Annotated in this window: 9 protein-coding genes; 1 reads left to right on the top strand and 8 read right to left on the bottom strand. The window is 51.8% G+C overall.

The window, feature by feature from the left end:
- Position 1: 1 nt before the first annotated feature.
- The 3 genes from AC0YOB_RS31000 to AC0YOB_RS30990 all read right to left on the bottom strand — a co-directional run bounded on the left by AC0YOB_RS31000 (position 2) and on the right by AC0YOB_RS30990 (position 4022).
- Positions 2 to 955: an ABC transporter permease gene (locus tag AC0YOB_RS31000; protein ID WP_475796061.1), complete on the bottom strand. Its 954-nt coding sequence runs from the start codon at positions 953 to 955 to the stop codon at positions 2 to 4.
- A 60-nt stretch (positions 956 to 1015) separates the two neighbouring features.
- Positions 1016 to 2761, bottom strand: a complete 1746-nt coding sequence (locus AC0YOB_RS30995; RefSeq protein WP_475796060.1) for an ABC transporter substrate-binding protein — start codon at positions 2759 to 2761, stop codon at positions 1016 to 1018.
- Between the two features lie 349 nt (positions 2762 to 3110).
- On the bottom strand, positions 3111 to 4022 hold the full coding sequence (locus AC0YOB_RS30990) for an ArsR/SmtB family transcription factor (RefSeq protein WP_475796059.1): 912 nt from the start codon (positions 4020 to 4022) through the stop codon (positions 3111 to 3113).
- Positions 4023 to 4287: 265 nt separating this feature from the next.
- On the opposite strand from AC0YOB_RS30990, the gene AC0YOB_RS30985 reads away from it, so the two are divergent.
- Entirely contained in the window at positions 4288 to 5052 is a 765-nt protein-coding gene (locus AC0YOB_RS30985) for an SDR family NAD(P)-dependent oxidoreductase (protein WP_475796058.1), read from the top strand.
- An 89-nt stretch (positions 5053 to 5141) separates the two neighbouring features.
- Here the strand turns inward: AC0YOB_RS30985 and AC0YOB_RS30980 are convergent, their stop codons facing one another.
- The 5 genes from AC0YOB_RS30980 to AC0YOB_RS30960 all read right to left on the bottom strand — a co-directional run bounded on the left by AC0YOB_RS30980 (position 5142) and on the right by AC0YOB_RS30960 (position 14331).
- Positions 5142 to 5855, bottom strand: a complete 714-nt coding sequence (locus tag AC0YOB_RS30980; protein ID WP_475796057.1) for a hypothetical protein — start codon at positions 5853 to 5855, stop codon at positions 5142 to 5144.
- Between the two features lie 96 nt (positions 5856 to 5951).
- Positions 5952 to 10946, bottom strand: coding sequence for a CehA/McbA family metallohydrolase (locus AC0YOB_RS30975; protein WP_475796056.1), 4995 nt, complete (start codon positions 10944 to 10946; stop codon positions 5952 to 5954).
- Positions 10947 to 11425: 479 nt separating this feature from the next.
- Positions 11426 to 12382 carry an ABC transporter ATP-binding protein gene (locus AC0YOB_RS30970; RefSeq protein WP_475796055.1) on the bottom strand — a complete coding sequence of 319 codons (957 nt, stop codon included), beginning with the start codon at positions 12380 to 12382 and terminating at the stop codon, positions 11426 to 11428.
- Positions 12375 to 13403: an ABC transporter ATP-binding protein gene (locus AC0YOB_RS30965; protein WP_475796054.1), complete on the bottom strand. Its 1029-nt coding sequence runs from the start codon at positions 13401 to 13403 to the stop codon at positions 12375 to 12377. The genes AC0YOB_RS30970 and AC0YOB_RS30965 overlap by 8 nt, the downstream gene beginning before the upstream one ends.
- A 13-nt stretch (positions 13404 to 13416) precedes the next feature.
- The gene (locus AC0YOB_RS30960; protein ID WP_210044853.1) at positions 13417 to 14331 is read right to left on the bottom strand and encodes an ABC transporter permease; all 915 of its coding nucleotides are present in this window, start codon (positions 14329 to 14331) and stop codon (positions 13417 to 13419) included.
- Positions 14332 to 14337 lie beyond the last annotated feature (6 nt).

Genomic DNA, 14337 nt, shown 5'->3' with positions numbered 1-14337 from the left:
TCTACAACCGGACGCGCGGATCGGCAACACGGTATAAAATGTCCGATAACAGCGTGCCGATGACCGTCAGAACCGCAATAAATACAGTGAAGCCCATAAGCAGCGGATAATCCCGCAGCGAGAAGGACTGCATATACAGCTGTCCGATTCCCGGCCAGTTGAATATTTTCTCAATGATGAGCGATCCGCCGAACAGCGCCGGAAGCTCGAAGCCGACCAAAGTAATAGCCGGCAGAAGCGCGTTTCGCAGCGCATGCGTAAACAGCACTTTTCTTTCCTTCAGCCCCTTGGCCCGCGCCGTACGGATATAGTCCTGCTTGAGGACGTCGATCATGCTGCTGCGGAAATACCGGGTCAGCGAGCCGAGTCCCAATAGCGTCATGACGATTACCGGAAGCGCCATATGATGGATGACTTCCTTCACATAAGCCATTCCGACCGCGTTGCTTCCCGTCGTCAGCATTCCGCCGGGGGGCAGCCATTTCCAGTCGACCGCCATGATTTTGATCAGGAACAAGCCGATGAAGAAGGACGGGATCGACATGGCGGCGAATATCCCGACCATCACCAGCGTATCGAACCAGGAGTACTGCCGGTAAGCCGCGACCACCCCGACAATCACGGCGATCAGCCAGGTCAGGAACGTTGATACAACCGCCAGCAGGAAGGAATTCCAGACATATTGGTTAAACAGCGTAAGAACCGGCTTCTGCTGCGCCAGCGAATAACCGAAATCCCCGTGAAAAGCATGCTTCATCCATGTGCCGTAACGCTCCAGAAGCGGCTTGTTGAGACCGTAAATCTCCCGCAGCTCCGCCTTGCGCTCCGGCGTCAGCTTGATGTTGCCGGTGATGAAATCCCCCGGAGTCAACGCATACAGGCTGAAGATCAGAAATGTAGCTGCGAGCAGTATGACGACCATGTATGTCAATCTTTTCGTTAGATAAGCGCTCATGACCGGCTCCTTAAATGGCGTCCCCCGCTCTTAAGTAATATAAGGCAGGGGACGGTTTATTTATTTCAGGGTCCAATTCGGCAGGCTGGCGGCAAGTCCGTTGAAAGGACTTACGGACAGGTTCTGAATCCGGCCGTTGTAGGCATACACCGATTTCTTGTAGTTGGTGAAAATTACCGGAAGCTCATCGTTCAGAAGCTGATAAATTTCTTTGTAAATGGCTTTGCGCTGCTCGATATCGAGCGTTGCCAGCCCTTTGTCGTACAATTCCTTGAATTTCGGATTGTCGTAGCCCTTGATCTCTCCGTCCACGAACATCAGCAAGCCATCGGACGGATCGGTCAACAGCGGCGTCGAGAAGGATACGAGATCGTAGTCTCCGCCTTCCACCTTGGATGACAAGGCATTAAAGTCCGCGAACACTTCCGGCTGGAAGTCGACGCCAATCGCCTGAAAGTTTTCTTTGGCGACAGCGATAAAGATATCGGTGTTTTTGCTCTTGGAGCCGAGGTAATGAATGGACAGCTTCTTGCCGTCCTTCTCGCGGATGCCGTCCGCGCCCGGAACCCAGCCCGCTTCGTCCAGCAGCTTGTTCGCCTGATCCGGATCGTATTTGTACGGATTGATTCCGTCCTCGGTATACGACCAAGCAATCGGTGACGATGGAATATTGGCGATGGAAGCGGCCCCCTGGTTGGCGTCAACATAAATACTTTGACGGTCCAGTCCATAGGTGATCGCCTGCCGCACTTTTTTATCCTTCAACGCTTCATGCTCCAGGTTGACCTGCAGATATCCGTAAGTGCTCGGCGTGTAAGAGAGAATATTTACGAACCCGAGGCTTTTCAGCTTATCAATATTTTCCTGCGTTGCTGTGAACGAGGCATAATCGACTTCACCGGTTTCAATGAACTGCCACACATCGCCTTCCGACGTTTTATAGATAAAATGCTCCGTTGCCGGTTTGCCTTTGTAGTAATTCTCATTGGCTACAAGCCGGACTTCCTGACCGGGAATGAACTTCTCCAGCTTGTACGGGCCGCTGCCGACCGGTTGTTCATGCAGCTTCTTGATGTAATCCAGCTGGCCGAATTTATATTCCTTGCCGTAGTAGGCTTTGGACAGCACATCGGAGCCAAGCGTCAGCAGCGCTGCCGCATTCGGCTTTTCCAGCGTGACGGAAATCGTCAGGGGGTCAATCACTTTGATGCCCTCGATGCTTTCCGCTTTGCCTTCTTTGTAAGCCTGGCCGCCTTTGACAAGCAGCGTTGGCAATTGGGAATCGCCATCATAGGCCTTGTCATGCAGAATCGTCCAGGTGAACGCTACATCGTCAGAGGTAATCGGCGTCCCGTCGCTGAACTTCAAGTCTTTGCGAAGATGGAAGGTGTACGTGAGATTATCGGGAGAAACATCCCAGCTTTCCGCAAGAGCAGGCTGCGGGACTCCTTGATCGTCAACCGTAACCAGCGGCGTATAAAGCAGGGAAGACACATTGCCGTCATAACCGCTCTGTTGAAAATAAGGCGTGAACGCGCCGCTTGGATCCGTCAGGCCTACAATGATCGTATCTGTACGCTGCTGGGCCGCAGCGGGAAGTTTGGACATGTCGCTGGCCTGAATCGTCGAGGCTGTACCTTGCGCCGCATCGGCAGGTTCCTCTGTGCTTGCATTGCTGCCGTTCGCTGCCGCCGGAGCTGCCGGTGCATTGTCAGCCGGTGCATTGCCGCTCTTATCCGAGCAAGCGGATAACAATAAACTGCCGATAATCAATACGGTGGATAATAAAACAGCGCCTTTCTTCATAACAACCTCTCCCATTTCAATTAAATTTTCTTTTTCTCAAAATATAAGACAGTATAAATTTGGTCTATACGTTGCTTATATTTCCAAGGTGAAAAGTCCTAGCTGCACTCATAAAGATGGCGAAACCGTTCTTCTCGATAATTCCGATAATATAAGTATGAATTAACTTCAATTATTTATATTATAGAAACCAATTGCGGTTCTGTAAATAGAGAACTGAAAAACATTTCCTAAAAAAGAGAAAATATTTTAAAAACAAAAAAACCACTCCCTTCGGAAATGGTTTGCTGGCATTCTTATTTGTCTCCCGAAGCCCGGTGTTGAAGGGCGGAGAGGTTATTTTTACGAACTAGCTCTGCTCAATATATGCGATCAGTCTGCGCTGCATATGCTCCAATGCGCCAGGCCTCAGTGTGTATTCAACCAGTGTCTCGCCCTCAAAATAAGCCCGGATCATCCCTGCGCTCCGCAGCTTCGCAATATGATCATGCGTAATCCCCTTGGATAAATTCAAATGCCTCACGATTTCGATAAAGCTGCGGGGACCCTGGTGAAGATAGCGTAATATTTTCAGCCGGTTCTTCTCTCCGAGACTTCGGATCATCCGGTATTCCGGCGCGGGAAAATAATCGTCATCGGCAAAATAGATTCTTGCGGAATAATGGCAGAGCGTTAATTTGCCGAAATTGCAGATCACATTCAACGGCTGAAAATGATGCTGCGGGATGAGGATCAACTGTTCCAGCCCGTTCACCGGTTTAAAATGCAGCCCGTTCGTCGTTTGATCGATAAACTCATCCGGCTCAAGCCCCAATAACGCTTTCTTGCGGTCAAGAGTCTCAACCCTTAGCGATTCAATGATAGCCGGATCGATATGCCGGAAATACTGCTCTTCCCACTGCGACAGCATCGACAAGGTGCGGGAACGGAATTTTCCTTTGTTATCGGGAAACTGGTTGCTGTACTCCGATATAAGCTCGTAAAGGTCGCCGGACGACAATCCTTCCAGCCAAGCCAGGAAATCCTCGGTGCTTCCACAGCCTGGGCACAGATGAACGAGCAGAGAGGTTAATTTCCAATCCCCGTCGATCTCCGTTTGATCGAGGAAGGAAGCAAATTCAGGCGTCAATCGCTGACGGGTATCTTTGGCCCATTGGGGGGCCAAATCAATCTTCTTATATGATTTTCGACATATGTACGTATGCAGACTATTGAGAAGTTCATATATGGGCCCAAACTTCACGTCTATCTGGTAGTCCATCTCTCACGCTCCTTTCTTTCGCTTTCTGTTAGGCGTATTCTACAGCAGACTTTACGAAAAACGCAAGAGGAATGTGTAACCATCGGCGTTACAGTCCCACGCAAACTCCCTGTCCGTATGCCGTTCAAAGGTACCGGCATGGCCGCTTTAGTCCTGTTAACCATACCTGGTATGAATAAACGGCGTACTTTGCAAATCCGCGATTATCGCCAATAATGAGGCTGTAAGAACATACGGCAAACAAAACTGCGGGAGGATGAATACAATGAACATTTCTTTGGACGGCAAAGTCGCCATTGTCACCGGCGCAGGGCGCGGAATCGGACTTGCAACCGTCAGAGCGCTGGCCGAATCCGGAGCGGACGTCATAGCGGCTTCGCGTCAGATAACGGCAGAGTTAAAGGAGCTTGAGGATACCGGAAAGGTGCTTACGGTTATAGCGAATGCAGCAAAGGCGGAAGGAGCGGAGCAGGTCGTGAAGGAGACGCTAAATCGCTATGGACGGCTGGACATTCTCGTTAACAATATCGGCGCAACGGATACCCGTTCCGGGGAAGGCTTCCTTCAACTGTCCGATGCCGACTGGGCGGAGATGATGGACGTTAATCTGATGAGCGTCGTGAGGACAGCTCGTGCTGCGCTTCCCCATCTGACGTCGCCAGGAGGTGCAATCGTGAATATTTCCTCAATGAACGCCGTCATGCCTAATCCGCGGATCATCGCTTACAGCTCAGCCAAAGCCGCTGTCACGAATTTATCCAAAAATTTAGCCGGCGAGTTCGCATCAAGAGGCATTCGCGTCAATACCGTCGCACCGGGACCGACCCGTACGGAGATGTGGGCGGGAAGAATACCGGATAGCGATGAGGATTCCAGGAAAATGGCTCTTGATCTGGGCATCTCCCTGGGGCGTTTTGCCGAATCCCATGAAGTTGCCAGTCTTGTCGTATTCCTTGTTTCCGGTCATGCGTCCATGATTACAGGGGTGGATTATATTATCGATGGCGGATTGGTCAAGACCATTCACTAACTAGTAAGCCGCATGGGTATGACGGTGGATAAGCGACGGCAATCATTATACAATTTGGGTCTGTATTCATTCCAAAGCCTTCGGATCATTCAGTTGGCCGGTTTGCGTACAGCCTTATTGCCGGTTTGCAAACTCACGGATTTGACGGAATTCCGCCGTCTCCATATCAGTACGCCGAGGGAGAACAAAAGCAAGCAGCCAAGAATGATCCCCCACCTGATCAGCGTTGGTTTGGCGATTGCCGAAACATGACCGGAGGAGTTATTCTCCCCATCCCTGCTCCAACTGAACTGGGTGCTGGTCTGATTAAAGACAACTTCCTGCTCCCGGTCCGCAAACTGAATATGGGCCATATTAATATGATGGACGAACCCTTCTACCTGAAAGAAACTGTAATTAATCTCAAAATCTTCAACCGGCTTCGCAAATTTATATTCGATTTGGGCCATGATCATCGGCAGCGTGCCTTTCTCCGTCATTACTGTTTGCCTGATCAACGGCTCGCCGGCCACGCCTCCGCTCAATACCTGAAGATTGGAACCCATGAACGCATCCAGTACTGCTTCCTGTTCCTTCACTTCCTCCGCGTCGACATAACCGTCCGTATTCAGATCCAGTTCGACGAACTCCTGAAGCTGGTAGGGGTCCATATAGAGCGAATATTCGATGGTGTCTGTTCCGACGACGATCTCCGAGTAGCCGATAGGCTCAAAATGGGCGGACGAAATCTGGGGCAGAACCGGCAGCAGGCCAAGCAGGAGAATCGCGATTTTCACATATGCACTTATCTTCTTGGCAGTCACAGCAATACTCTCCTCTCAGGTATGGATTTCACTCATTAAACAAATAGCCGGGAATACAGGCAGACGCCCATATTCCCGAACTGGATGTATCCTTGTTTATTTCATCAGATGCATGGCTGTCAAAATAACTTTAATTGCTTCAGCGCGTGTAGTGCCGGCTTTCGGAGCAAATTCCCCATTGCCGCGGCCCTGGATAATACCGAGCTGCTTCAACTGCTCCGCCATGCCTTGTGCCCATACCGGGATATCAGGCGCATCGCCGAATGTCGATTTCAATCCGGCATTGTCAGGAAGGCCCAGCGCTCGGGCCAGCAGAACGACCATTTCCGAACGGCTCACGATCTGACCCGGACGGAAGGTGTTGTCGTCATAGCCTTTGATAATGCCGGCTTTGATTGCCTTCTTGATCGCATCGGCGGACCAGGCAGGAATGCTGCCTTGATCTGCAAAGCTTAATGCTGCGTCGGAATCGTTGTATCCCATCGCTCTGGTGAGAATAACCAGGAACTCGGCCCGATTGATCGTCTCATTAGGTTTAAACGTGCCATCCGGGTATCCGCTAATCAGACCGCTGTCAACGGCTTCCTGGATATAGCTTTTTGCCCAGTTATTCGACACGTCAGTAAACAGCTGATCGACAGGCTTCGTTGGCTGCTGATTCTCTCCTCCGCCTGACTCCGGAGCTTCAGGCGCTTCAGGCTCCTCAACTGGAGGCTTCTCTGCAGGAGGCGCAGGCGGTGAAGCCGGAGGGTATGAAGGATTGTCAGATCCGTCCGCCGGAGGTGTGTTGTCATCGTCATCTGGATGACCCGGTCCCGGCAGCTTAATGGATATCGATACGATACCCGGATTTGAATTTCCTTTGCCGTCGTTCACCATGTACACAAATGTATCCTCACCGGGCTGCTCATCATTCGGCGTATACGTTACGCTGCCGGTATGACTATCCTTGATGACGGCATTCCCCCTCGTACCGTTCTGCACAATGGTATACGTAAGCGGGTCGCCGTCTGAATCCGTTCCTTTCAGACTGACATCGATCGCGATGCCGATTGTCGTGTTGAAGGAGAGATTCTCAGCCTTCGGCAAATGATTGCCTGGTGTAACATGGACGGTGATGGTACCCGTATTCGAATCGACAGAGCCATCATTTACTTTAAAGCTGAACGTATCGGTTCCCGTCGCCGCGCCAATGTTCGGCGTATAGCTGAAGCCGCCGTATACCGCGTCTATGACGGTTGCCGTGCCCATAGTACCATTAGCCACGATTGAATAGGTCAGTTTATCGTTATCCGGATCCGTTGCCTTCAGCTTCTCCAGCAAAGATCCGCCCTGCGCAACGCTCCAGGTTCCATCTTCGGCAACCGGTGCCTGGTTGGATACCGGAACTTCCTTGATGTTGACGGTGACTGCTGTCTCCTGGGAATCCGCTTCGCCATCACTTGCTATAAAGGTGAACGTATCCGTTCCCGTGACACCCGGGTTCGGTGTGTAAGTAAATCCGCCGTATACCGCATCCGTTACGGCTGCCTGACCAAGCGTCCCTTGCTTCACGATTCGGAAAGCAAGCGGATCGCGGTCCTCATCCGAAGCGACCATTACGCCGTTGATCGGCGTGCCGGCAGCCGTATTGTATTCGGATGTCGAGGCGGCAGGCGCTCTGTTCGGCACAACGGTGACGGTTGTGATAATTTCAAGATTTCCGATTGAAACGGTAATATCCGCTTTGCCCGTCTTCAATCCCGTCATATGCCCGTAGCTGTCGATTGAGACAACCGAGGAGTCGCTGCTGACGAAGACAAGCTTACCGGTCTCCGAAAGCTTCAGCTTGCTGGCGTCAAGATAGGCGCCTGTTACAGACAGCACATCCGATTTGTTAACCCGCAGCGTCACATTCTCATCATCAAAGCTCATGCTTTGCGGCACGCTGATTCCGTCTGTAATCCAGATCGGATTGGAGAAGGCGAATTTTCCGTTGGCGCCTTCCAGCTCCATCCTGTAGAAATCACCAGGCATCGCATCATCCTGCAGATTCTGATTAAAGGTTGTACCCGTTAGACCGGTCCACTCTTTCAGAAGGACTCCGTTCTTGATTACCCGGGCGGTCGTCAGTCCTCCAGGCGCAGAACCGTTCAATACGATGTTTGCCTGTCCGCCTTGCCGGTCCACTGCAACATCGGAGCCAATCATTTTTCCGTTAATGTCGAGCTCCAAGTCGATATCGCCGTTCGTACCGTATAGCATGCCGCCACGGATGGCTTGGTAAATCTCTTCCTTGGACAGGTTGTCCATATAGGCTTTAATGTGCGGATCTCCTACTTTGCCCGGGTTATGGGCATCGGAGTTGGCAAGACCGATAATATGCCGGCCCGCTTTGTTCAATTCATCCCACTTGGCGAACGCCTGGGCGTTAACCGTATGCTTGGGCGGGTAAAAGCCGTTCCACACTTCGATCCCGTTATAGTTCTTGACGCTCCAGTCCTCCCACTCCAGGCCGGGATAATACGGATGGGCGATAAAATGCATCCCCTGCCCGTCATTGTTCGCCCGGGTCTCGTTGATGTAATTCTGGGTCGGCTGCGCCCAATTGATCAGACTTGAAATATCATAGGCCAGCGAGTGGCCGGTGCCGGTTGTGACTTCCTCGCCCAGCAGCTCCACGAAATCGGCGCGGTTCTCTTTGGCCACGTCATCTTTTTGCTTGATGGAGTTATGGTCGGTTGCCGTAAGGAAATCCAGTCCCTTGTTGCGTGCAACCGTAGCGTTGTCATTAATCGAACCGCTGCCGTCGCTGTAACGGCTGTGCGTATGGTTGTCGCCGGCATACCAGCCCGGTCCGTTCACGAAAATTTGCTTATTCTTGGTGATATAAGGATTGCCGGATTTCTTGATTTCAAGCTGGATATCTCCGTGACCCCCGCCTGCCGCCGCAGCATTCCATGTGACGGTTGTAGAACTGTGAGCAGCAAGTTCCGGAATGTCTTTCGCTGCCATATCGCTTGAGGTTACATTGGCCGGCAGGTTGAGATTGGCCTGCAGCCCGGACACGATATCGTCCGAATCATTCTTGACCGTAAGCGATACCTGGAAGGTGTCTGTCACAGACAAGGTTTCCTTGTCTACGGCGAGTTCCATGCTGATACCCGTTTGGTGGCTGATGATCTCGTCATAAACGTTGTTGATCGCTTGGCTTTTGTCAGTCAAGCCTTCTGTGCTGGCCGCCACAAGATGGCGTGTAAGCCGGTATTCGCCGCCGGCAGGGATCGTGATCTGTTTTTCGCTCAACACATTCGTATTGTTGCCGTTAAGCGTGAAGCCGCTGGCAAAATCACCTTCGTAAATAATGCCGTACGCCTGCTGCGAGCTGCCGTACTGCGAGAACCACGGCGCGTTCGGCGTATATGTTGCCACATCGGGGATTGCTCCAACGCCCGGCACGTAGGAGGTTTGTCCGTCTCCGTCATGGTCCATCGCATCGCCGGCAAAGGCGACGATATCACTTGCCGTCGTGTTTTTGAACACCGTTTCCGTGTCGATCCACGTTTGATTGGCTTGCAGGGTATAAGTCGTCTCCACATTGACGCCAGGCACCTCGGAGTAGGTACCGGTTGCTTTGACGGTTGATTGCTCGCCAGTGTTCTCCACGACCTCTACATCGGAGTTGGTAACCGTTAGTACTTTCCACGGTTCTTTGGCAGGAAGAGGTGCGAGTCTCAGGTACGGAAGGTTGATCCAATCCAGATCATCATCCAGCCCTTGAACGGCGAAGTCGATCGGCCGTCCTACCGAATTCGTCAGTTGGGAATCGACGTAGGTCTTGGCAATCGTCAGAGCCAGCTTCGAGTTTTGAATGACGACATCATCCACCGTGCCCTCGGCAAGCGTGCCGGGGAGCCGGACGCCCGTTCCCGCTGAGACCGAAATCGGATTCATCGCAAAGTCGATCGGGTAGACGATCGTCGAATCCGTTGTAATTTCCACAGAGTTCGAATCCATTTCATAGCCGGGTCTGGAGGCTGTCAGCGTGTAGGTATTTGCCGGCAGATACAGCTCGTATTTGCCCTCGGCATCCGTTACAGCCGTGCCCGCGACCTCGGAATTGATGTTTTTGGCAACGAGAGTTACGCCCTGAATGCCTTCGCCCGTAGTCGGGTCCGTCATCTGCCCGGTTACTTTGCTGTAATCGGGAACCTCTGGATCCATCACGGACAGCTGCTTCGCATAAGCAGAGAAATTGTCATAAGCATTGCCGCGTTCCGACGGAATTTCCGTAACATGATACCAGGAAATTTGCTTGCTCTCTCCTGCTTTCACATTAGCGTCAAACCAGGCCCCGAAATAAAGATCGCTGCCGTATATTCCGGTTGGCTGATCATCAAGCCAGGCGATGGAGTGGGCCGGTTCGCCCGATGAGCCCGAGGTACCGTCATAGATATAATTCTCCGACCACCCGGACGTTTTAAGTCCTGGGAGCCAGCCGATGCCCGGCGCATAAGACGATTGCGCGCCCGGAACATCCGGATCCATGGAATACAGGAAATAACCGGCGAAGTCGCTTGTATCCTGATTATCCAGCGTCAGGGTCATCTTCATGACCGGCTGGTCCGGCAGCATTTGGTAGGTCACGGAGCCTTTGATCTTGGCATTCTGATCCCACTGGCCAGAGGCAACGATTTTTTCGTTGTCCACGACTTGAATATTATCAAGGGACAGTTGAACACCCTTCTGGTTGTAGTCGCCGTTCATGGTAGGGCTCAGAACGAGCTCCGACCAATCCAGCGTTTCCTTCATATTCGCTTTCGGGTCTTTGGAGACAAAATCAACAGGCCAGCCCTTCTTGAAGCTGCCCTGCTTGTTATTTCCTCCGACTTTGTTCGAAATGATCGCGATAGCCTCGTCATTCTGCAGATAATAGTATGTATCGCCTTCCGCTACGTCTTTGCCGGTATTCGCAGTTCCATCATAAGTGAAGCCCGGATCCTCGGTCGATTGACCCGCTTGCGCATCCAGGGAAGCATAAGTCTTCCCGATTGGCAGCATGCTGAACGCAATCGTCGATATAATTGTAATATTAATCCATTTTTTCCACATGAGATTGCTAAGCATCCTTTCGTTTTTTGTAATGGTGACAGGTTTGACGCCAATAATTACTAGTGATTTCCAACAATCCCCTCTACTTTGCCGGTAAATTTTTGCACAGCGCTAATAATAAATCCGGACTGTTACCGTTGTGTTCTCAAAATAATAATAAATTATTAAGAATTTATATATGATCTGAAAATTTCGAAAATTTCATATAAAATAGACCATCAACCTGACGGCTGATGATCCTGCAAAATCTGTTTCACATGGCATAAAAGTAAAATAAATACATTTTCAAATTCATATTCTTGCTGCTTATTCAAGAATCGGGCTTCCCGGTGCTCCTTAACGGCTGCAAGCCGAGCCGGTTAAAAGCAAAAAACCACATGGAGCATCGGCTCGCATGTGGTTCACTATATAATTTTATTATCATAAATCAACGGAACAGCTGCGGGCAGCACGGATAACGGAATACCTGCACTGCCGTATTAATACAGATGACAAGCCGTAAAATGACCCGGCTCGATTTCTTTGAAGGCCGGCATCGAAGCCGCGCATTCCGGCATCGCTTTAGGACAGCGGGTGCGGAACGGGCAGCCGCTCGGCGGATTGACCGGGCTCGGGATTTCTCCCTGCAAAATAACCCGCTCCCGCGATTTCTGGATTTCCGGATCGGGAATCGGAATCGCCGAAAGCAGCGACTGCGTATAAGGATGCAGAGGCTTCGCGTTCAGCGTGCTGGCCGCCGCCACTTCAACCAGCTTACCCAGATACATGACTCCAATCCGGTCGGAAATATGCTTGATCATCGCCAGATCATGGGCAATGAACAGATAGGTCAACCCATGCTCGCGCTGCAGGTTCTTGAACAAATTCACGACCTGCGCCTGAACGGACACATCAAGCGCCGAGATCGGCTCATCGGCGATAATGAACTGCGGTTCGATCGCAAGCGCCCGCGCGATGCCTATCCGCTGGCGCTGGCCGCCTGAGAATTCATGGGGAAAACGCCCCGCATGCTCTTCATTCAGACCGACGGCGTGGAGCAGCTGATGCACGCGCTCTGTCCGTTTTTTACCCGTGTACAGCTTATGAATGTCGATTCCCTCGGCGATAATTTTACCTACCGTCATCCGCGGATTAAGCGAAGCATACGGGTCCTGGAACACCATCTGCATCTCGCGGTTGAATTTCAGCCGGTCGTCGCCCTTCAGCTTCCCGACATCCTTGCCGTTGAAAATAACCTGCCCCTCCGAAGCCTCGTAAAGCCGGATAATCGTGCGGCCAGCCGTTGACTTGCCGCAGCCGGATTCTCCTACCAGACCGAAGGTTTCCCCGCGATTGATCGAAAAATTCAAACCGTCGACCGCTTTCAGCGTCCGGTTGTCTTTCAGTTGAAAATGCTTCCGCAAGTTTTTCACTTCCAGAATAGGCGCTTCAGGCATATACTTTACCTCCTGTCTCCTTCGACTGCTCCACCTTCGGCGCGTCGGGATGATTCAGCCAGCAGGCAGCGCTGTGCGTATCGGATATTGCGAAATGATCCGGATCCGTCTCCCTGCATATCCGCATGGCATGCGGGCAGCGGGCCGCGAAAGCGCAGCCCTTCGGCGGAGCGTACAGATCGGGCGGTGTCCCGGGTATGGAAGACAGCTCGGTATGGCCGTCGCTGTCCAGACGGGGTACGGAGCTGAGCAAGCCCCAAGTGTAAGGGTGCCGCGAACGATAGAAGATATCGTTCAATTCGCCCTGTTCCACCACCTTGCCCGCATACATAACGATGACACGCTGCGCCATTTCGGCAACCACGCCAAGATCATGGGTAATCAGAATAATCGCCGTATCCGTCTTTTTCTGAATATCCCGCAGCAGATCCATAATCTGTGCCTGGATCGTCACGTCTAGAGCTGTTGTCGGTTCATCCGCAATCAGCAGCTTCGGATTGCAGGCCAGCGAAATTGCAATCATCACCCGCTGGCGCATACCGCCTGACAGCTCATGCGGATACTGGTTGATCCGCTCCTCCGGATTGGACATGCCGACCAATTTCAGCAGTTCAACCGCACGAAGCAGCGCCACGGATTTGCTGGCGCCTTCATGCTTGCGGATCCCTTCGGCAATTTGCGCTCCGACCGTCATCGTCGGATTGAGGGAAGTCATCGGGTCCTGGAAGATCATCCCCATTTCCTCTCCGCGCACTTTTTTCATTTGTTTCTCGGACAGCTTGGTAATATCCGTTTTTCCATTGAACATAATCGAGCCTGCTTTGATATAGCTCGGCGGAGACGGCGTAAGACGCATAAGGGTCTGGGCCGTCACTGACTTGCCGCAGCCGGATTCACCGACGATTGCGAGCACTTCGCCTTTATTTAACTTAAAGGAGACGCCGCGAACCGCCTGGACTTCGCCGGAGAACATTTTGAACGAAACTTGCAGGTTGTTGACTTCCAGTAAAGGTGCGCTCATTCGACTCTCCTCCTTATTTTCTCATTTTCGGGTCGAGAGCGTCGCGCAGACCGTCTCCCAACAGGTTGAAGCTGAGCAATATCAAGCTGAAGATAACAGTCGGGAACAGCAGACGGTGCGGATGATATCTCATCACTCCGGCGCCATCGCTGAGCAGATTCCCCAGTGAAGCCAGAGGCGGCCGTATGCCAAGTCCAATAAAGCTGAGGAATGCTTCGGCAAAAATAGCCGTCGGTACAACAAACGTAATTTGAACGACAATCACGCCAAGGGCGTTCGGAATCAAATGCTTCAGGATAATACGAAACGGTTTTGCACCCAATGTGCGTGCCGCCAGGACGAACTCCTGCTCTTTGAGCACGAGCAGCTGCCCGCGGACCAGCCGCGCCATCGACACCCAACCGGTAATGACATAGGCAAAAATAATCGATTTCATCCCCGGACCCAAAACCATCAAGAGAAGAATGGCCATCAGCAGGTAAGGAATAGAGTATACCACTTCGATAAACCGCTGCATGATCGTATCGACTTTGCCGCCAAAATAAGCGGAAATTCCGCCGTAAAGAACACCGATCACCAGATCAAGCAGAGCCGCCGTAATCCCGATCGTCAAGGAAATGCGCGCTCCCCACCATACGCGGGTCCAGAGATCCCGCCCAAAATCGTCGGTGCCGAAATAATGGTCGGCTGACGGACGCAGATTGACGGCTGACGGATTCTGCGTTTCGTAATCATAACCGCTGACAAGCGGAACAATAATAGCAAAAGCGGCGATGATCACAAGGACTACCAGTCCGGCCATAGCCAATTTATTTTTCTTCAGCCGCCTCCACGCATCCTGCCAATAATTCAGGGAAGGACGCAGAATCGCTTCTTTGCTGCTAGTCTGCGGAGCCGGTTGAAATTGATCTTTAACGATGACTTCCATCCCTTA

It is taken from the genome of Paenibacillus sp. JT31N17, assembly GCF_056269255.1.
The sequence above is the reverse complement of the archived record's forward strand: the minus strand, read 5'-3'. Positions and strand labels throughout refer to the sequence as shown.

Excerpts from the sequence above, each read along its gene's own strand:
- AC0YOB_RS30985 (WP_475796058.1), top strand. The coding sequence starts at position 4,288 with ATGAACATTTCTTTGGACGGCAAAGTCGCCATTGTCACCGGCGCAGGG.
- AC0YOB_RS30990 (WP_475796059.1), bottom strand. The coding sequence starts at position 4,022 with ATGGACTACCAGATAGACGTGAAGTTTGGGCCCATATATGAACTTCTC.
- AC0YOB_RS31000 (WP_475796061.1), bottom strand. The coding sequence starts at position 955 with ATGAGCGCTTATCTAACGAAAAGATTGACATACATGGTCGTCATACTG.
- AC0YOB_RS30995 (WP_475796060.1), bottom strand. The coding sequence starts at position 2,761 with ATGAAGAAAGGCGCTGTTTTATTATCCACCGTATTGATTATCGGCAGT.
- AC0YOB_RS30975 (WP_475796056.1), bottom strand. The coding sequence starts at position 10,946 with ATGTGGAAAAAATGGATTAATATTACAATTATATCGACGATTGCGTTC.
- AC0YOB_RS30970 (WP_475796055.1), bottom strand. The coding sequence starts at position 12,382 with ATGCCTGAAGCGCCTATTCTGGAAGTGAAAAACTTGCGGAAGCATTTT.
- AC0YOB_RS30960 (WP_210044853.1), bottom strand. The coding sequence starts at position 14,331 with ATGGAAGTCATCGTTAAAGATCAATTTCAACCGGCTCCGCAGACTAGC.
- AC0YOB_RS30965 (WP_475796054.1), bottom strand. The coding sequence starts at position 13,403 with ATGAGCGCACCTTTACTGGAAGTCAACAACCTGCAAGTTTCGTTCAAA.